This is a genomic window from Streptomyces sp. NPDC048211, from assembly GCF_043202315.1.
Taxonomy (GTDB): Bacteria; Actinomycetota; Actinomycetes; order Streptomycetales; family Streptomycetaceae; genus Streptomyces.
This window is the reverse complement of record NZ_JBIDAD010000013.1, coordinates 124,028-140,985: the sequence shown is the minus strand read 5'-3', so window position 1 is coordinate 140,985 and position 16,958 is coordinate 124,028. Positions and strand designations below refer to the sequence as shown.

19 protein-coding genes are annotated in these 16,958 nt (G+C 71.6%); 10 read left to right on the top strand and 9 right to left on the bottom strand.

Going from position 1 to position 16,958, the window contains the following annotated elements:
• Window positions 1-50: 50 nt before the first annotated feature.
• A complete protein-coding gene (locus tag ACGFZA_RS35435; RefSeq protein WP_385285797.1) occupies window positions 51-734 on the bottom strand; it encodes a TetR/AcrR family transcriptional regulator in 684 nt (227 codons plus the stop codon).
• A 194-nt stretch (window positions 735-928) separates the two neighbouring features.
• Here ACGFZA_RS35435 and ACGFZA_RS35430 point away from each other — a divergent pair, with 194 nt between their 5' ends.
• Window positions 929-2,062 carry a serine hydrolase domain-containing protein gene (locus ACGFZA_RS35430; protein WP_393684594.1) on the top strand — a complete coding sequence of 378 codons (1,134 nt, stop codon included), beginning with the start codon at window positions 929-931 and terminating at the stop codon, window positions 2,060-2,062.
• 4 nt (window positions 2,063-2,066) lie between these two features.
• On the opposite strand, the gene ACGFZA_RS35425 is transcribed toward ACGFZA_RS35430, so the two are convergent.
• A complete protein-coding gene (locus ACGFZA_RS35425; RefSeq protein ID WP_385285795.1) occupies window positions 2,067-2,420 on the bottom strand; it encodes a DUF4333 domain-containing protein in 354 nt (117 codons plus the stop codon).
• 186 nt (window positions 2,421-2,606) lie between these two features.
• Window positions 2,607-3,338 (bottom strand): SDR family NAD(P)-dependent oxidoreductase, encoded by a 732-nt coding sequence (locus tag ACGFZA_RS35420; RefSeq protein ID WP_393684591.1) that lies wholly within the window; start codon window positions 3,336-3,338, stop codon window positions 2,607-2,609.
• Between the two features lie 95 nt (window positions 3,339-3,433).
• Between ACGFZA_RS35420 and ACGFZA_RS35415 the strand changes: the two genes are divergently transcribed.
• From ACGFZA_RS35415 to ACGFZA_RS35400, 4 genes are all read left to right on the top strand, one after another.
• A complete protein-coding gene (locus ACGFZA_RS35415; protein WP_393684589.1) occupies window positions 3,434-4,282 on the top strand; it encodes a LysR family transcriptional regulator in 849 nt (282 codons plus the stop codon).
• Window positions 4,283-4,417: 135 nt separating this feature from the next.
• The gene (locus tag ACGFZA_RS35410) at window positions 4,418-4,885 is read left to right on the top strand and encodes a helix-turn-helix domain-containing protein (protein WP_385285791.1); all 468 of its coding nucleotides are present in this window, start codon (window positions 4,418-4,420) and stop codon (window positions 4,883-4,885) included.
• Between the two features lie 27 nt (window positions 4,886-4,912).
• On the top strand, window positions 4,913-5,542 hold the full coding sequence (locus tag ACGFZA_RS35405; RefSeq protein WP_385285789.1) for a hypothetical protein: 630 nt from the start codon (window positions 4,913-4,915) through the stop codon (window positions 5,540-5,542).
• A gap of 118 nt (window positions 5,543-5,660) precedes the next feature.
• A complete protein-coding gene (locus tag ACGFZA_RS35400; protein ID WP_385285788.1) occupies window positions 5,661-5,996 on the top strand; it encodes a DUF2516 family protein in 336 nt (111 codons plus the stop codon).
• Here ACGFZA_RS35400 and ACGFZA_RS35395 read toward each other — a convergent pair.
• The 3 genes from ACGFZA_RS35395 to ACGFZA_RS35385 form a co-directional block, all read right to left on the bottom strand.
• Window positions 5,978-7,333: a PP2C family protein-serine/threonine phosphatase gene (locus ACGFZA_RS35395; RefSeq protein ID WP_385285787.1), complete on the bottom strand. Its 1,356-nt coding sequence runs from the start codon at window positions 7,331-7,333 to the stop codon at window positions 5,978-5,980. The genes ACGFZA_RS35400 and ACGFZA_RS35395 overlap by 19 nt on opposite strands.
• Before the next feature lie 310 nt (window positions 7,334-7,643).
• The gene (locus ACGFZA_RS35390; protein WP_385285786.1) at window positions 7,644-8,702 is read right to left on the bottom strand and encodes a C40 family peptidase; all 1,059 of its coding nucleotides are present in this window, start codon (window positions 8,700-8,702) and stop codon (window positions 7,644-7,646) included.
• A 242-nt stretch (window positions 8,703-8,944) separates the two neighbouring features.
• The gene (locus ACGFZA_RS35385; protein WP_393684586.1) at window positions 8,945-9,721 is read right to left on the bottom strand and encodes a class I SAM-dependent methyltransferase; all 777 of its coding nucleotides are present in this window, start codon (window positions 9,719-9,721) and stop codon (window positions 8,945-8,947) included.
• 198 nt (window positions 9,722-9,919) lie between these two features.
• Here ACGFZA_RS35385 and mshA point away from each other — a divergent pair, with 198 nt between their 5' ends.
• The 3 genes from mshA (at window position 9,920) to ACGFZA_RS35370 (ending at window position 13,936) form a co-directional block, all read left to right on the top strand.
• A complete protein-coding gene (gene mshA, locus ACGFZA_RS35380) occupies window positions 9,920-11,284 on the top strand; it encodes a D-inositol-3-phosphate glycosyltransferase (RefSeq protein ID WP_385285783.1) in 1,365 nt (454 codons plus the stop codon).
• Window positions 11,285-11,505: 221 nt separating this feature from the next.
• Window positions 11,506-12,033: a YbjN domain-containing protein gene (locus ACGFZA_RS35375; protein ID WP_393684583.1), complete on the top strand. Its 528-nt coding sequence runs from the start codon at window positions 11,506-11,508 to the stop codon at window positions 12,031-12,033.
• A gap of 187 nt (window positions 12,034-12,220) precedes the next feature.
• Window positions 12,221-13,936, top strand: coding sequence for a glycosyl hydrolase family 28-related protein (locus ACGFZA_RS35370; RefSeq protein WP_393684581.1), 1,716 nt, complete (start codon window positions 12,221-12,223; stop codon window positions 13,934-13,936).
• Between the two features lie 30 nt (window positions 13,937-13,966).
• Here ACGFZA_RS35370 and ACGFZA_RS35365 read toward each other — a convergent pair whose 3' ends face one another.
• Window positions 13,967-14,977 carry a phosphotransferase family protein gene (locus tag ACGFZA_RS35365; RefSeq protein ID WP_393684579.1) on the bottom strand — a complete coding sequence of 337 codons (1,011 nt, stop codon included), beginning with the start codon at window positions 14,975-14,977 and terminating at the stop codon, window positions 13,967-13,969.
• 245 nt (window positions 14,978-15,222) lie between these two features.
• Here ACGFZA_RS35365 and ACGFZA_RS35360 point away from each other — a divergent pair, with 245 nt between their 5' ends.
• Entirely contained in the window at window positions 15,223-16,014 is a 792-nt protein-coding gene (locus tag ACGFZA_RS35360) for a hypothetical protein (RefSeq protein WP_393684577.1), read from the top strand.
• A 7-nt stretch (window positions 16,015-16,021) separates the two neighbouring features.
• Here the strand turns inward: ACGFZA_RS35360 and ACGFZA_RS35355 are convergent, their stop codons facing one another.
• Window positions 16,022-16,264, bottom strand: coding sequence for a hypothetical protein (locus ACGFZA_RS35355; RefSeq protein ID WP_385285775.1), 243 nt, complete (start codon window positions 16,262-16,264; stop codon window positions 16,022-16,024).
• Window positions 16,261-16,509 carry a hypothetical protein gene (locus tag ACGFZA_RS35350; protein ID WP_385285774.1) on the bottom strand — a complete coding sequence of 83 codons (249 nt, stop codon included), beginning with the start codon at window positions 16,507-16,509 and terminating at the stop codon, window positions 16,261-16,263. The genes ACGFZA_RS35355 and ACGFZA_RS35350 overlap by 4 nt, the downstream gene beginning before the upstream one ends.
• Before the next feature lie 183 nt (window positions 16,510-16,692).
• Here ACGFZA_RS35350 and ACGFZA_RS35345 point away from each other — a divergent pair, with 183 nt between their 5' ends.
• Entirely contained in the window at window positions 16,693-16,863 is a 171-nt protein-coding gene (locus tag ACGFZA_RS35345) for a hydrophobic protein (protein ID WP_266780819.1), read from the top strand.
• The last annotated feature ends 95 nt before the right edge of the window (window positions 16,864-16,958 follow it).

The window sequence follows — 16,958 nt, the reverse complement described above, 5'->3', positions numbered from 1 at the left end:
TGCGCGCGGGCGGCGTGCGGTTCCGGGCGGGACAGCCCTCGGGACAGCCCTCAGGAGGCCGACGTCCGGGCGGCGCCGTCCGCGCGGACGACGCCCTCGATCTGGTCGAGCTGGGCGCCGAGGAGTTCCTCGAACGCGGCGCGGCGGTCCATGCCGAGGGGGCGGACGTCGCGGGCGAAGTGGGCCAGGGCCGGGAAGCGTTCGGGGTCGGCGCCCAGCACCGCCACGCGGAACAGCTCCATGCCCTGCTCGTGCTCCTCCGGGCCGACCGTGCTGCCCCCCGCCTCGGAGGCGATCAGCGCCGCGATGAGGACCGCGATCCGGTGATAGCGCACGGGGATCTCCTCGTCGGGCAGTCCCGACGCGCGCAGCGCCTGCAGCACCTCCTCCATGACCATCCGGGAGCCGGTGCCGCTCGACGCGTAACGTCCCCAGACCGCGGCGAGTTGCGGCTGCCGGCCGAAGGCGTCCCGCAGGCGCAGGGCGAGTGCCGTGATGCGCTGCTTCCAGTCGCCCTCGGCGCGGTAGCCGTCCATCGCGGCCAGGAGGATCCGGTCGGCGACCGCGCGCAGCAGTTCGGTCTTGCTGCGGAAGTGCCGGTAGAGGCTGGAGGAATCGGTCCCGAGAGCCGAGGCCAGCTTGCGCACGCTGAACGAGTCCGCGTCGCTCGTGCGCAGCAGCTCCGCCGCCGCGTCCAGGATCTCTTCGGTCGACCAACGCCTTCGGCCTGCCATTCCGCTCCTCCCGTTCCTCTTTCCGGCTCTCAGCCTAACGCATGCACTTGGTGTTGCACGCACCGCGTGCATAATGAGGACATGGACGTGCCGGACGCCGGTGAGAGGTGGTCCGGCATGCCGCTCGTGCCCTGTTGTCCCGGGCCGGGTGCCCGAAGCGGCGCTCACCCGGGGAAGACGGAAGGACGCATGACGTGAAGAGCACACTGGATTCCGCCGCGCTGGACGCGGCCATCGAAGACGTCCACCGCGCCGGGCTGCCGGGCCTGTTCGCGGAGGTGCGCGACGGCGACCAGGTCTGGCGCGGCGCGGCCGGGGTCGCCGACGTCTCCACCGGCCGTCCCGTCACCGCGGGCATGCGGCACCGCGTCGGCAGCATCACCAAGACCTTCACCGCTGCCGCGGTGCTGCAACAGGTCGAGCGCGGCCGGATCGGTCTCGACGCGGCGATCGGCCGGTACCTCCCCGAACTGGTTCCCGGAGAGCGCGGTGACGCGATCACGGTGCGGATGCTGCTCAATCACACCAGCGGACTCGCCGAGTACCTCCCGTACGCCTATCCGTCCCTCAAGGCGTTTCCCGTCCTCGCGGAAACCGGACCGCAGAGCCTGGATGACCACCGGTTCACGCGGTTCGACCCCGTCGACCTGATCGGGATGGGGGTGTCCGCCCCCGCCGCCGGAGCCCCGGGCTCCACGCCCGGTCTGTACTCGAACACCAACTACCTGCTCCTCGTCCAGCTCCTGGAACAGGTGACCGGCACCACGGCCGAGCGCTGCATCACCCGCGACGTCATCGAGCGTGCGGGGCTGCGGGACACCGCCCTCCCCGCCGGAACGCACATCGACGGGCCGCACTCGCAGCTCTACGAGTCGTGGTTCGGCATGATCGACCCGCCGCGCGACTACAGCGTCTACGACATGTCATGGGTGGGCCCGGCGGCCTCGCTGATATCGACCGTCGCGGACCTCAACCGGTTCTACGACGCCCTGCTGGCCGGAAAGATCGTCGGTCCGTCGTCGCTGGAGGAGATGCGGCGCACCGTCCCGGTCGTCTCCCAGGAGGGGAGGGTGATCGAGTACGGCCTCGGCCTGCACCCGATGGAGGGCCCGGGGCAGGACGCCTCCGGGCAGGGAACCTTCTGGGGGCACGGCGGCACGGTCTGGGGCGGCGGCGCGCTGGCCATGACCCGCGCCGACGGCCGGCGGCAGATGGCCGTCGCGGTGAACGCGCAGAGGTGGAACAGGCTCGACTCCGCCGGCCGGCCGCAGCCGCACCCCGTCGATGGTGCGCTCGCGGCCTTCTACCAGGTGGCGATGGACGGCTGACCCGTCACTTGGCGGCGGGGGTCACGGTCTCGTCGGCCTTGATGTCGAAGTTGATCTGCTTGTCGACGACGGAGGTGACGGTCACCGACACACCCAGGGTGCTGCCGTCGGCGGCCGTGAGCGTGCACCGGGTCTTGGTGCCGACCTTCCCGACGAGATCCTCGGGGCAGGTGACGTCCGGAGTCGGCTGGCCCGTCATGGCGGCGAGCTTCTTGGCGACGGTGGTGCCCAGCTTCTCCTTGGAGAGCTTCGGCTCGGAGTTCCCGATGCTGACGGAGCCCGAACAGCCGGCCAGCAGCACCCCGGCCGCTACGGCCGTGAGGCTCCGGATTGCTGCGGACGAACGGGCTATGGCCACGGTGTGCTCCATGGTGGACGGCGATACGGGAAGAGGCCGGAAGCCTACTGCCCGTACGTCATGCACATGCACGCAGCCGGGCCCGGTCGGACGGGCCCCCGGGGCGGCCGTCTGACGGGCGGGCCGGGCGTCCGGCCGGGTCCGGCGGCTGACGGCCGCGGGGCAGTCCACCGGGGGCGGAGCACTTCACCAGGGCAGTGCGCCGGCTTCCTCGAAGAACCCGCCGGTCGGGCCGTCGTCGGGCAGGGTCGCCAGCTCGATGGCGATCGCCGCGCCCTGTTCGGGGGTGCGCACGCCGCGGAAGCCGTTGAGATCGGTCGCGACGTAGCCGGGGCAGGCGGCGTTGATCAGGATGTTCGTGCCGCTGAACTCCCGGGCGTACTGCAGGGTGACGGCGTTCAGGAACGTCTTCGACGGGGCGTAGGCCACGGCCACCGGACCCGTCGTCTGCTCGGCGGCGGTTCCCGACTGCCGGGTCAGGGAGCCGACACTGCTGGACATGTTCACGATCCGTGGTGAGGCGGAGCGGCGCAGAAGCGGCAGCACCGCGTTGGTGACACGGATGACGCCGATCACGTTGGTCTCCACGACCGTCCGGATGGTGGCGGGATCGACCCGGGTGGGCTCCTGCGGCATCCCGCCGGTGATGGCGGCGTTGTTGACGAGTACGTCGAGGCGTCCCGCCCGCTCCTCGATCAGCCGCGCGGCGGCGGTCACGCTCGCCTCGTCGGTCACGTCCAGCGGTACGCCGAACGCGTCGGCGCCGCCCGCACGCAGTTTCTCGACCGCCGCCTCACGGCGCCGGGCGTCCCGGGCGCCGACGCCGACGCTCCAGCCGAGGGCGCCCAGGCCCGCGGCGATCTCGTAGCCGATTCCCTTGTTCGCGCCCGTGACCAGCGCGATCGTCTGTTCGCTCATGGGAACCATGCTGCCCCCGGGGTCCGCCGGGGGTCCAAGACCGACCGGGTGGGCACCGATACCTCCAGGGTATTGATCCGGGTTACCGTGGCGGTATGGAGACCCGGGAACTGCGCTACTTCGTCGCTGTCGCAGAGGAGCTGCACTTCGGGCGCGCCGCGCAGCGGCTCAGGATGGCGCAGCCGCCGTTGTCGCGGGCGATCCAGCAGCTCGAACGCAGGCTCGGGACCGTGCTGCTGGACCGCACCAGTCGCACGGTCACGCTGACCGAGGCCGGCGCGGTGCTGCTGGCCGAGGGCCGGGCGGCCCTCGACGCGGTCGACGCCGCCGAGCGCCGGACCCGCCGCGCCGCCCTCTCCGCGACCGGCGGCCCCGGCCTGACCCTGGTGACGAAGGCCAGCGCGTCCCGGGAGCTGCTGGCGGGACTGCTCGACGCGTACGCCGCCGAACCGGGCGCGGTCCCCGTCGACGTGATCCTGTGCGGCCCGGCCGAGCAGCAGCGAATCCTGCGCGAGGGCCGGGCCGACGTGGCGCTGCTGCACCGGCCGTTCGACTCGACGGCGGGGTTCGACGTGGAAGAGCTCGGCACGGAGGGCCAGGTCGTGGTCCTGCCGTCCGGGCATCCGCTCACCGCCCGGGACCATGTGCGCATGGCCGATATCGCCGAGCTGCCGGGCCTGCCCCTGCCGCGCTGGCCCGGCCCCGACGGCACCTATCCGCCCGGCCCCGGCCCACAGGTCCGCGACCACGCGCAGTTGCTGCAACTCGTCGCGCTCGGCCGTGCCTGCGCGGTCTCACCGGAGTCGTGCCGAGCCCAACTGCACGACGACCTCGCGGCCGTGCCGGTGCTGGACGCGCCGACCGTCACCACGGTGATCGCCTGGGCTCCGCACTGCCGGTCCCGCGCCGTCGCCGACCTCGTCCGGACGGCGACACGTCCCTGAGGCCCGCTCCGCACCCGGCCGCTCCCGCACGTCTGCGCCGCGCCCCGTGAGCCACCGTGCCCCGTCCGAGTGGTACGGAACACTTTTGCAAGCGCCTGCTTGCAAAAGTTAGCAAGGCGGGTCCACTATCGGGACATGGCCTCACTCAACGTCGGCAATCTCGGCGAGTACCTGCGCGAGCAGCGCCGTACGGCGCAGCTGTCGCTGCGGCAGCTCGCCGATGCCGCCGGGGTGTCCAATCCCTATCTCAGCCAGATCGAGCGCGGGCTGCGCAAGCCCAGCGCCGAGGTCCTCCAGCAGGTGGCCAAGGCGCTGCGGATCTCCGCCGAGACCCTGTACGTACGGGCCGGGATCCTGGATGAGCGGGAGCGGGAGGAGCTGGAGACGCGGGCGGTGATCCTGGCCGATCCGTCGATCAACGAGCGGCAGAAGAGCGTACTGCTGCAGATCTACGCCTCCTTCCGCAAGGAGAACGGGTTCGAGGACGAGCCCGTGGGCGACTCCTCGGACGACGAGGGGCGTGCGTCCGGTGCGGATGCGCCCTTCAGTGCCGACGGCAGTGCTGCCGATACAGGTTCAAAGCCTTCAAAACCCTCACACTGAGTCTGATGATCCGGGAGGACCACAGTCATGGCCATCACCGATGACCTGCGTAAGACCCTCACCGACCCGACCCCCCTCTACTTCGCCGCCGGCACGGCCGATCTCGCCGTGCAGCAGGCCCGGAAGGTTCCGGCCCTGATCGAGCAGCTGCGTGCCGAGGCGCCGGAGCGTATCGAGGCCGTGCGCAACACCGACCCCAAGGCCGTGCAGGAGAAGGTGGCCGGGCAGGCCAAGGAGGCGCAGGCCACCCTCTCCGCCAAGGTCACCGAGGTGATCGGGGCGTTCGACACCGACCTGAAGAAGCTCGGCGAGAGTGCGCAGGACCTGGCGCTGCGCAGCGTCGGCGTGGCCGCGGAGTACGCCGTCCGGGCCCGGGAGACGTACGAGAAGGTCGCCGAGCGCGGCGAGCAGACCGTGCGGACGTGGCGGGGCGAGACCGCCGAGGAGATCGTCGAGATCGCCGTCGTCGTCGAGCCGCGCAAGGAGTCGAAGCCTCAGACGGTCAAGGCCGAGCCGAAGTCCGCCGCCAAGCCGGCGCCGGCCAAGCCCGCGCCCAGGACCGTCAAGGCCGAGGCCAAGCCGTCGCCCGCGCCCGCCAAGAAGGCGCCCGCGCGCAAGCCCGCCGCGAAGAAGACCACGCCGCCCTCCGCCAAGTAGCTGTGCGATGCCCGGCAGGTGTGCCGGGGCGGCGGGCGGGCACCATTCGATGATCCCCGTTCGTTGTCCCGGTACCTTGGCCGCGAGGCGCTCACTCACTCATTAGGCGGTGCACATCATGTTGCTCGAAGGCTTCAACTCATTCCTCGGGCTGATCTACACGGCCATGCTCGTCCTCGCCGTGGTCGCGCTGATCATGGCCGCGATCGCCCGCGAGGACGCCTACCGTGCCGCGGACAAGCAGAAGAAGTCCTTCTGGCTGATCATCCTCGGCATCGCGGTGGTGGTGAACCTCTGGGTTCCCATGCTGTTCGTGCAGCTCGCCGGGCTGGTCGCGTCCATCGTGTTCTTCGTGGACGTACGGCCCGCGCTCAAGGCGGTCTCGGGCGGTGGCCGCCGTGGCGGCGGCTCCAGCAGCGACGGGCCGTACGGGCCCTACAACGGCGGGCGTTGAGCGCCTGCGGGTGAGATCTGTCCGGGGCGGGGGCGTGGGATGCTCCGGCCCCGGTCGCCGTTCAGGGCCCGGGGGCGGGGGGCGTCGCGCGCGGTGTCCTGGTCGCGGTCGAGCAGCAGGACCGCGACGTCGTCGGTGAGTTCGCCGCCGTTCAGTTCCCGGACGTGCGCGACCGCCGCCTCCAGGAGGTCCTCGCCGGTCAGGCCCTCGGACAGCTGGCGGTTGATCATCGCGACCATGCCGTCCTGGCCGAGGCGCTGCGTGCCGTTGCCGACGCGGCCCTCGATGAGTCCGTCCGTGTACATCATCAGGCTCCAGGAGCCGCCCAGTTCCACCTGCCGGCGCGGCCAGCGTGCGCGCGGCAGCAGACCGAGCGCCGGTCCGCCGTCCTCGTACGGAAGCAGGTGCGCGGCCCGGCCCTGGCGGGCGATCAGGGGCGCGGGGTGGCCGGCCAGGCACAGGCCCGCGCGGCGGCCGTCGGGGGCGATGTCGACGGTGCAGAGCGTCGCGAAGATCTCCTCGCTCTCCCGTTCGTGCTCCAGGACCTGCTGGAGGGTGGAGAGCAGTTCGTCGCCGCAGAGTCCGGCCAGTGTCAACGCCCGCCACGCGATGCGCAGTTCGACGCCGAGGGCCGCCTCGTCCGGGCCGTGGCCGCAGACGTCGCCGATCATCACGTGCACCGTGCCGTCGGGCGTGCGGACCGTGTCGTAGAAGTCGCCGCCGAGCAGCGCGCGGCTGCGGCCGGGGCGGTAGCGGGCCGCGAAGTGCAGATCGGAGCCGTCGAGCAGCGGGGTGGGCAGCAGGCCGCGCTCCAGGCGGGCGTTCTCCTGGGCGCGCAGCCGAGACTCGGTGAGCTTGTGCTGGGTGACGTCGGCGCGTTTGCGTTCGACCGCGTAGCGGATGGCGCGGCTGAGCAGCCGCCCGTCCAGCTCGCCGCGGAAGAGGTAGTCCTGCGCCCCCACCCGTACCGCTTCGGCGGCCAGCTCGGCGTCGTCCTCCGCCGTGAGGGCGAGCACGGCGTGCCGGGGCGCGATCTGCAGGACGTGCTTGAGCGTGGCGAGCCCGTCGGCCTCCGCGTCCCGGTCGCCGCGCGTCTCGGTGCCGGACGGCAGGGCCAGGTCCAGCAGGATGCAGTCCACGTCGTCGGTGAGGAGCCGGCCCGCCTCGGTCAGATTGCGGGCGGAGCGGATCCGGACCCGGGCGCCGGTCGCGGCGGAGAGTTCCGGGACGCTGAAGGTGCCCGCCGGGTCGTCCTCGATCACCAGAAGGGTGAGGTCGGTGCCACTGCTGGCCTCCGCAGCGGGAACGGCACGCTGCTGCGGTACGGGTACGGGCATCGGTTCGGGTTTCCTTCCCTCCCCCCGAGGGCGCGGCGGGACGACGATCGACGACCCGCCAGACGGGGACGATAGCGGTACGGGATGCGGGAACGGAATGGTGCACGGCACTCGGCCTCCGGCATATGCACCGCCATAAGCCGCGTCAGGTCACGGATCAGGCGCGATGTGCCCGCCCCGGGGCGCCCGGGGCGGCATGACAAAGGTCACGCCCGCCTCCCCGGGTGAAGTGGCGCCGCTCACGCAGCTTCCCGCGAGGCGTGTCCGGGGTGCGTGGCGGGGGTGCGCGGGGCGGGGGAGAGGCCCCTGGCTACTTGTCCGGGCGGACCACTCCGAGGATCTCCATCGAGCCCGCCCCGGCGAGTGTGACGTTGCGGCCGGGGCGCGGGGCGTGCACGATCGCGCCGTCGCCGATGTACATCCCGACATGGCTGGCGTCAGCGTGGTAGATGATCAGGTCGCCGGGGCGCATGTCCTTGATCGCGATGTGCGGCAGCTGCCGCCACTGCTCCTGCGAGGTGCGCGGGATCGGCCGTCCGGCGGCCGCCCAGGCCTGGGAGGTCAGCCCGGAGCAGTCGTACGACTTGGGGCCCTCGGCCCCCCACACGTACGGCAGGCCGATCTTGGCGGTCGCGAAGGCCACGGCCTTCTTGCCGCCGGCGCTCGCCTCGCGGTTGATCTCCTTCAGCGCGCCGGAGCTCAGCCAGGCGGTCTGCGACTTGTACTCCGCCTCCTCCTCCAGCTGGAGGAGCCGGGCGCGCTCCTCCTTCTCCAGCTGGGACTCCAGCTTCTTCGCCGCCGCGATCTGCGCGTTGATCTTCTTCTTGGCCTTGGCCTGCTTGACGCGATTGGCTTCGAGCTTCGTCCAGTTGGTGCTCGCGTCCTGCGTGTACGTCTCCAAGTCCTCCTGGGTCCTGTTCAGTTCCCCGAGGAGGCCCTTGGTGGCCTTCTGGCCCTGGCGGGTCCGGCTGACCCCGTCCAGGAAGAGCTGCGGGTCGCCGCTGAGCATGAGGCGGGCGCCCGGCGGCAGTCCGGCGTTGCGGTACTCGTCGCGGGCCTGGGCGCCCGCCCTGTCCTTGAGCTCGGCGATCTTCGCCTGGCCCTCGACTATGGCCTGGGCCAGCTTGACGATCTCGCCCGACTGCTTCTCGGCCTTCTCCTCGGCGAGGTTGTACGCGTCCGTGGCCGACCCGGCGGCCCGGTAGAGGCCGTCGATCTCCTGGCGCACCTCTTCGAGGCTCTTCTTCCCCGAAGGGGCCGGGGCGGGCGAGGGGGGAGCGGGTGCCGCGAAGGCCTGGACCGGCGAGGCCAGTACGGCCATCGCGCAGACCAGAGTGATCGCGGCAGCGGCACAGTGGCGTCGGTACACGAAGCTCCCCCTCCGAGTGGATCCCCACGGATCTGATTTACCGTCAGTAACTTATGATGCCGACGAGATCGTGCCATGCCCTACCGAAAAGCAACAGAGGCAGACACATCTGTGCAGGATCGTGGGACCCCCGCGTCACTCCAGGACCGGCTTCCCTGGTCCTGCCCCCTCTTCTGGGACGAACGATGCCGTGCCGACGTTCCCGGCGCCGGGGTAATTCACCTCGTTTGCCGCGTGTTGGGCTACCGCTCGGGCCGGAGTGCCGACCATTTCACCGTCACTTCGCCCTGGCGCCAGCGCCGTACGCCGTCCGTCAGCGGCCATGTGCCCGACAGTGCGCGCACGGCCGTGATCCAGCGTTGCCGGGCGCCCAGCGAGGCGTACGGCGCGGCGGCGGCCCAGGCCCGGTCGAAGTCGCGCAGGAACGCGTGGACGGGTTCACCCGGCACATTGCGGTGGATCAGCGCCTTGGGCAGCCGCTCCGCGAGGTCGGACGGCCGGTCCAGGGAGCCGAGCCGGGTCGCGAAGGTCACCGTGCGAGGCCCCTCCGGACCCAGCGCCACCCACACATGGCGGCGCCCGATCTCGTCGCAGGTGCCCTCCACCAGTAGGCCGCCCGGGGCGAGCCGGCCGCACAGCCGCTGCCAGACGGCGGCCACCTCGCCCTCGTCGTACTGGCGCAGCACGTTCGCCGCCCGGATCAGCGCGGGCCGCTCCGGCAGCGGGATCTCGAAGCCGCCGTGCCGGAAGGTGAGGCCCTCGCGCTCGTACGGCCGCGCCGCCTCGACGCGCTCCGGGGAGATCTCGATGCCGACCACGCGGGTGCGCGGCTCGGCGGTGCGCAGACGCTCCAGCAGCTCGACGGCGGTCCAGGGCGCGGCGCCGTACCCGAGGTCGACCGCCACGGGGGCGTCGGCGCGGCGCAGGGCGGGGCCGTGCGTGGCGGCGATCCAGCGGTCCATGCGGCGCAGCCGGTTCGGATTGGTGGTCCCGCGGGTCGCGGTGCCGATCGGGCGCATGACACAGAGCGTAACGACCCCACCCGTGTGCGCGCGGCCCCGGCGACGCGCCGGAGCCGTAGCGTAATGATTTGGCAAAGCGGAAATGAAAGGAGGGGGTTCCACTGTTCCAGACCTTCGAAGGGGCCCTGTGCCCCTTCGGTGCCATGCCCGTGAGCGAGTCGGTACCAGTGCCCTGAGTGAGGAGGACCGGACGACGTGAGCCAGTACGTCTCCCGGCTCGGCAGCAGCCGTGTCGCACCGCGTCTCAGGTTCCCCGCAGGCTTCACCGGCTCCTTCCCCGGCGGGCATCGCAAGCCGCGCCGGATCGCGATGCTCTCCGTGCACACCTCTCCGCTGCACCAGCCCGGGACGGGCGACGCGGGCGGTATGAACGTGTACATCGTGGAGCTCGCCAAGCGCCTGGCCGCGATCAACATCGAAGTCGAGATCTTCACCCGCGCCACCACCGGGGCGCTGCCGCCGGTGGTCGAGATGTCGCCCGGCGTCCTGGTCCGGCACGTCGACGCGGGGCCGTACGAGGGCCTGGCCAAGGAGGAGCTGCCCGCCCAGCTCTGCGCCTTCACGCACGGCGTGATGCAGGCGTGGGCCGGCCAGCGCCCCGGCTACTACGACCTGGTCCACTCCCACTACTGGCTCTCCGGCCAGGTCGGCTGGCTCGCCGCGCAGCGCTGGGGCGTCCCGCTCGTCCACGCCATGCACACCATGGCGAAGGTCAAGAACGCGGCGCTCGCCGAGGGCGACACCCCCGAGCCCGCCGCCCGCGTCATCGGTGAGACCCAGATCGTGCGCGCCTCCGACCGGCTGATCGCCAACACCGCCGAGGAGGCGGACGAGCTCGTCCGCTTCTACGACGCCGATCCGGGCGGCGTCGCCGTCGTCCACCCCGGCGTCAACCTCGACCGCTTCCGCCCCGCCGACGGACGCGCCGCGGCCCGCGCGCGCCTCGGACTGCCGCAGGACGCCCTGATCCCGCTCTTCGCGGGCCGCATCCAGCCGCTGAAGGCCCCTGACGTGCTGCTGCGCGCCGTCGCCGCCCTGCTGGACCGGGACCCGTCGCTGCGCTCCCGGATCGTCGTGCCGATCGTCGGTGGCCCCAGCGGCAGCGGGCTGGCCAAGCCGGAGGGGCTCCAGAAGCTGGCCGCCCGGCTCGGTATCGCGGACGTCGTACGGTTCCACCCGCCGGTCGGGCAGGACCAGCTCGCCGACTGGTTCCGGGCCGCGTCCGTGCTGGTCATGCCCTCGTACAGCGAGTCCTTCGGTCTGGTCGCCATAGAGGCCCAGGCGGCCGGCACCCCGGTCGTCGCGGCGGCCGTGGGCGGTCTGCCGGTGGCGGTCCGGGACGAGGTCAGCGGCTTCCTGATCCCCGGCCACGACCCGGAGGCGTACGCCCGCGCGCTCCACCGCTTCGCCCTCGCGCCGGATCTCGTCGAGCGGATGGGCGGCGCGGCGGCCGCGCACGCGCAGCGCTTCGGCTGGGACACGGCGGCGGCGGCGACCGCGGACGTGTACACCGAGGCGATGCAGGACCACCGACGCCGGGTGCGCGCACACCACGGGTGAGGCCGCAGCACGCGGGCCGCACCACGGGTGGGGCCAGCGCGCCGCCGCACCACGGGTGGGGCCAGCACGCGGGCAGGCTGCCACCGACGGGCGCCGCCACCCGACGGGCGCGCTGCGACACCTCTGACGCTGTCCGACGGGCGCGCCGCCGTACCCGTGACGCTGCCGGACGGGCGTAGTGCGGTACGTGTGCCGCCATCCGGCGGGCGTACGCTCGCTTCATGGCTGACGTACCCGAGGAAGCGGCGACGCCGCAGGTCACACAGGTCGCGCGCGTCATCGAGGCGACGCTGAAGGATGCCGGACTCGACTGGGAGAGCCCCGCGCCCGGCAGTTACGTCGTCCAGCTGCCCGGCACCCGCAAGCTGGCCACCACCTGCTCGCTCATCGTCGGCGCGCACGCGCTGTCCCTCAACGCCTTCGTCATCCGGCACCCCGACGAGAACGACGCGGCGGTGCACCGCTGGCTGCTGGAGCACAACCTCCGTCTCTTCGGCGTGAGTTACGCGATCGACTCGCTCGGGGACATCTACCTCGTCGGCAAGCTGCCGCTCTCCGTGGTGACCCCCGGGGAGCTGGACCGGCTGCTCGGCGCGGTCCTGGAGGCCGCCGACGGCGCCTTCAACCCCCTGCTCGAACTCGGATTCGCGAGCGCGATCCGCAAGGAGTACGCGTGGCGGGTGTCGCGGGGTGAGTCCACGCGCAATCTGGAAGCGTTCACGCACCTGACCCAGCGACCCGCCAACTGACCGCTGCCGTCCGACGGTTTCCTGCCTGAACGTTTCCGGTCCCGACGGTTCCCCGTTCGAACACTGCTGGTGAGATTCCCCGGTGCGCGACTCTTTCGTCGTGCCCGGGGCTCGTGGCATGCTCACCGCCGACTCACATATGAACATCGTTCACATCCGTGAAAATCATGGAAGGCGGATCGAGCTCATGGCGACCAAGGCGACGCAGAGGAACCTCAGCAGGCGTGGACTGCTCGGCAGCGCGGTGGCCGTCGCCGCGGCCGCGGCGACGGGAACACTGGGCGGCGGGACGGCTCGCGCCGCGGGCAGAAGCGCCGCCAGCGGCAGCCGGCCGCAGCCCACCCCGCTCTGGCGGGAGTTCGCCGCGGCGCCCTTCACGCACCCGCAGATCCCGTTCATCGGTCGGGCCGGCTACCGAGGCGGCTCGGACCTGCCCCGCCACCGCACCGGCCACGGCTTCACCGTCAACGTCCTGGACCACGGCGCCGAGCCGGACGGCTCCGCCGACGCCGCCCCCGCGATCAACCGCGCCCTCGCCGCCGCCGGGGAGCGCGGCGGCGGCACGGTGATCGTCCCCGAGGGCACGTACCGCATCGACGACATCATCCGCATCGGCCACAGCGACGTCGTGCTGCGCGGCGCGGGCAGCGGCCGCACCGTGCTGCACGCGACGAAGAACCTCACCGAGCTCATCGGCGCGTACGGCAGCCGCTACGGCGGCGACAAGTCCAGCTGGTCCTGGGCCGGCGGCCTCATCTGGCTCTGCCCCGAAGCCCGTTGGACCTCACTCACCGACGCCATCAAGGCGAAGGACTGGCCCTTCGAGGGATGGACCGGCAACAAGCGCGACGCGTGGCAGACCCTGACCACCGTCGCCCCCGCCCGCCTCGGCGACCGCACGATCACCGTCGCCGACGCCCGCACACTGAAGCGCGGCGCACTCGTCCTGCTCCGCCTCGCCGACGACTCCGCCCACACCCTCCTGGAGCACATGGCGGGCGGCGGCGCCGGCCCCGAGGCGTACTACTGGGACGACAAGACGAAGCTCACCTCGTACGTCCCCTATGAGTGGCCGGTCCGCATCACCGCCGTGCACGGCCGCGAGGTCACCCTGGAGCGCCCCCTCCCGCTCGACGTCCGCCCCGAGTGGGACCCGCGCCTGACCACCCTCGCCACCCCGCTCACCGGCTCCGGCGTCGAAGGCCTCACCCTCGAAGCGGTCGAGACCCCGCAGTCGCCGCACCTGCTGGACAAGGGGTACAACGGCGTCGCGTTCCAGTGCGCGTACGACTGCTGGGCCGACGACATCACCGTCCGCCACGTCGACAACGGCTTCGGCCTCATCGGCGCCTCCGCCTGCACCCTGCGCCGCACGAAGGTCGCCGGGCGCGGCTCGCACCACCCGTACTACTGCCGCGAGGGCAGCCACGACAACCTGATCGAGGACTTCACCATCGAGCAGCGCACCGTCCCGGCACCCGCCGGGACCCAGCTGCACGGCATCAACGTCGAGGGCCTGTCCAGCCACAACGTCTGGTCGCGGGGCGTGATGGAGATGGGCACCTTCGACTCGCACCGCGGAATGCCGTTCGCCAACGTTCGCACCGACATCACCGTGAACAACAACGGGCGCCACGGCGGCGACGCGAGCGCCGGACCGCTGTTCGGTGCCCGCTTCACCCACTGGAACATCCGCGTCACCAACGGCCGGGCCGGGCTCATGCGGATCGACGGCCTCGCCCCGTACAGCGCGACCGTCGGCGTGAGCGAGGTGACGGAGTTCGACCAGATCGACGTCCCCGACTTCACCGGCGACCTGCACACCCGCCTGGAGGCGTACGGAACCCCGGAGGCCGTCCGCCCGGCCAACCTGCACGACGCCCAGCGGACGCTGGGGCGCTGAAGGACACGGGAGCCGGCGCCGCGGTCGACTTCAGGACCGCGGCGCCGACTCCACGTCGTCGAGAGCCGCTTCGAGCCGCGGAGCCACCTCGCGCCACGTCCACGCGAGCTGCTGGGAGTCCGCCTTCCGGGGCACCGTCTCCACCAGCATGATCAGGTAGAGGTACGCGCGGTACAGCGCGAGCCGCAGTCGCAACGAGCCGTCGAACTCCACCGGCCCGCCCGGCGCCGACTCCCCGTAACCGGCGAGGAATTCCTTGTCCTCCTCCATGTCCCCGAACAGGGCGAGCGACACGAAGTCGGCGGCCGGGTCGCCCCAGAACATCCGCTCACCGTCGATGATCCCCCCGATCCGCCGCACCCCCGGCGCCCCGGCGACCAGGACGTTGCCCTGCCAGAGGTCGAAGTGGACCAGGGCGGGGCGCCTCACGTCGTCCAGCACGGACGAAGCGGCGTCCAGGCGGCGGCGGATGTCCGCGACCGTGCGCGGCAGCCGCGCCCCGTACGTCTCCGCGTCGTCCAGCACCGCACCGGTCATCGCCGTGAACGCGCCCCGCCACGTGGGCGCCAACGGGCCGAGCGCCGCGGACGGGTAGCCGAAGCCGCCAGGCCCCGGCACGGTGTGCAGCCGGCCGACGATCCGCCCGAGTTCCGTGCGCAGCCGCTGCGCCTCACCGTCGGCCAGGGCGCCGGCGACCTCGTGCCAGGGCTGCCCGGGGCGCTCCGTCATGATCACGTACGCGCCTGTGGGGGCGGCCGGGTCGAGTCCGCTGTGTATGAGGGCGGGGACGGCGGTCTCCTCGGCGAGGGGGGCCGCCGCGGTGTAGAACGCGACCTCGTTGACCAGCAGATCGCGCTCGTAGGCGAGACAACTCGTGGCCACCGGCGGTGGGGTCTTCACCACCCACCGGCGCCCGTCGGTGAGAGCGACGCGGGTGACGGCGTTGTACGTGCCCCCGGACAGCGGCTCGCACGAGGCGACCAGCTCCGGCGTCACGCCCACGGAACCGAGCAGGGCGGACAGGGCGGAATCCATCGGCATCAGAGAGCTCCCTTCGCGCGGTCACCCGGGCCGTGTTGCTGCTGTCTGTGCCAAATGCCCAGTTCAGAGCTTTCGCAGGGTGATCACGACGTCGTCACGATCACGGGCGATGCCCGCTTTGACGGATTGCCAAACCACAGCCTGCTCATAGAGTTGGCAAACCCCCACGATTTCTCACCGCCGCGCCGAACCCGGTGCCGGCCGCTCTCGTGCGGGCGAAACACCTTGAGACAGAAGGACGGGCCATGCGACCCACTGCCATACGCCGTACCGCCGTTGCCGCCACCGTGATGTCCCTGGCCCTGCTCACCGCGGCCTGCGGTTCGGACGCGGACAAGGACAACGACAAGGCGGGCAGCTCCGCTTCCGCGAAGCCCGCGGACAAGGGCGCGGACACCTCCGCCGCCAAGGCGCTGACCGCAGCCGAGCTGGAGAAGGCCTCGCTGGCACAGGGTGACGTCAAGGGCCACAAGATCACCAAGGCCGGTCCGGCGGACAACATCGCCGCCGAGGACGTCACCGCCGACAAGGCCGCCTGCGACGTCTTCGGCGACGCCCTGATGGGCGCCAAGGGCGGCAAGCCCGCCGCGTCCACGCAGCGCAAGGTCATCAGCGAGCCGCAGAAGGGCGGCGACAAGGAGAGCGACGACCCGGCGGAGGCGTTCAAGGCGGCCTTCGACATCACGACGACGCTCACCACGCTCGCCTCGTACGACGGCAAGGGTGCCGAGGAGGCGCTGGCCGGTCTGCGGACCGCCGCGACCGAGTGCGCATCGGGCTTCACCCTCACCGCGGCCGGCTCGAAGCAGAAGATCGCCAAGATCGCGGAGGTGCCGGTCAAGGGCGGCGAGGAAGCGGTCGCCTGGACGGTGACGGTCGAGGCGGACGGCGAGCAGAGCGCGATGAAGCTCATCCAGATCCGCAAGGGCACCACGCTCGCCTCGCTGACCTCGCTCAACCTGGGCGCGTCCGGCGCGGGCGGCGACTTCGAGCTGCCGACCGCCGTGATCGACGCGCAGTCCGCCAAGCTGGCCTGAGTGCCGGTCAGGGAAGGGGGACGAGCCGCACCACGGTGACGGTCAGGACCGATCCGGAGACGTAATAGAGCACGATCGCCCCGGCGACCGTCGCCTCGCGGCGATCGTGCTCGTCCTTGACGGCGGACGAGCCGTGCCCGTAGGGCTCACGCCCCAGCGTGCGTGCCATCTCGTCCCGGAAGGTGTCGCCGTCCCGCATCTTGGCCAGGGTGTCGTCGGCGGGGGGCGCGTAGGAGATGCGGAAGCTCAAGCGACGCTCCGCCTCTCGGCCTCGTCCCGTGCCAGCCGGTCCAGGATCCGCTCGGCCTCCGGATCGGGTACGGCCTCCAGCATCCAGTGCCGCATCACGGCCTGGATCTCGTGCACCCCGGCCCCGTTGATGGCGCGGTCGAACTCCTCACGTCTCGCCTCCGGCAGGGCGTCGCGAATGGTCGGGATGCTGTTGGGCACCTCGACCTCGGCGCCACCGACAAAGGTCTTCAGGGGCTCACTCATGGTTGTTCTCCCCGCTCTCCCCGCATGCGCCACAGAGTACGACGACGAGTGAGGCACGTCACGTCCGGCCACGCCGATACCGCGAACCGCCGGGCGCGGAAAGGGCTTGGGGACAGCGTTGGTCGACCGGTGGAGAGTAGGGAACGAATACCGGGGCACATGAGGCCTCGGAGGTCGATAACCATGGTTCCCATCATTCTTGTTCTTCTGCTCGCTCTGCTTCTCTTCGGTGCCGGATTCGCCCTGAAGGCTCTCTGGTGGATAGCCGTCATCGTGCTGGTGGTGTGGCTGCTCGGATTCGTTATCCGTCCGACAGCCTCCGGCGGCAAGCGAGGCCGCTGGTACCGCTGGTGACATGAGAACTGACCGTGCCATAACGCGGGGTGGGGCCCCCCCAAGTTTGGGGGGCCCCCCCCCCGGTTTGGACCGTTTGGGGGGATTTGTACACC

Coding starts and splice junctions, on each gene's coding strand:
- ACGFZA_RS35435 (WP_385285797.1), bottom strand. CDS start 734: ATGGCAGGCCGAAGGCGTTGGTCGACCGAAGAGATCCTGGACGCGGCG.
- ACGFZA_RS35420 (WP_393684591.1), bottom strand. CDS start 3,338: ATGAGCGAACAGACGATCGCGCTGGTCACGGGCGCGAACAAGGGAATC.
- ACGFZA_RS35415 (WP_393684589.1), top strand. CDS start 3,434: ATGGAGACCCGGGAACTGCGCTACTTCGTCGCTGTCGCAGAGGAGCTG.
- ACGFZA_RS35410 (WP_385285791.1), top strand. CDS start 4,418: ATGGCCTCACTCAACGTCGGCAATCTCGGCGAGTACCTGCGCGAGCAG.
- ACGFZA_RS35405 (WP_385285789.1), top strand. CDS start 4,913: ATGGCCATCACCGATGACCTGCGTAAGACCCTCACCGACCCGACCCCC.
- ACGFZA_RS35400 (WP_385285788.1), top strand. CDS start 5,661: ATGTTGCTCGAAGGCTTCAACTCATTCCTCGGGCTGATCTACACGGCC.
- ACGFZA_RS35395 (WP_385285787.1), bottom strand. CDS start 7,333: ATGCCCGTACCCGTACCGCAGCAGCGTGCCGTTCCCGCTGCGGAGGCC.
- ACGFZA_RS35385 (WP_393684586.1), bottom strand. CDS start 9,721: ATGCGCCCGATCGGCACCGCGACCCGCGGGACCACCAATCCGAACCGG.
- ACGFZA_RS35375 (WP_393684583.1), top strand. CDS start 11,506: ATGGCTGACGTACCCGAGGAAGCGGCGACGCCGCAGGTCACACAGGTC.
- ACGFZA_RS35370 (WP_393684581.1), top strand. CDS start 12,221: ATGGCGACCAAGGCGACGCAGAGGAACCTCAGCAGGCGTGGACTGCTC.
- ACGFZA_RS35365 (WP_393684579.1), bottom strand. CDS start 14,977: ATGCCGATGGATTCCGCCCTGTCCGCCCTGCTCGGTTCCGTGGGCGTG.
- ACGFZA_RS35360 (WP_393684577.1), top strand. CDS start 15,223: ATGCGACCCACTGCCATACGCCGTACCGCCGTTGCCGCCACCGTGATG.
- ACGFZA_RS35350 (WP_385285774.1), bottom strand. CDS start 16,509: ATGAGTGAGCCCCTGAAGACCTTTGTCGGTGGCGCCGAGGTCGAGGTG.
- ACGFZA_RS35345 (WP_266780819.1), top strand. CDS start 16,693: ATGGTTCCCATCATTCTTGTTCTTCTGCTCGCTCTGCTTCTCTTCGGT.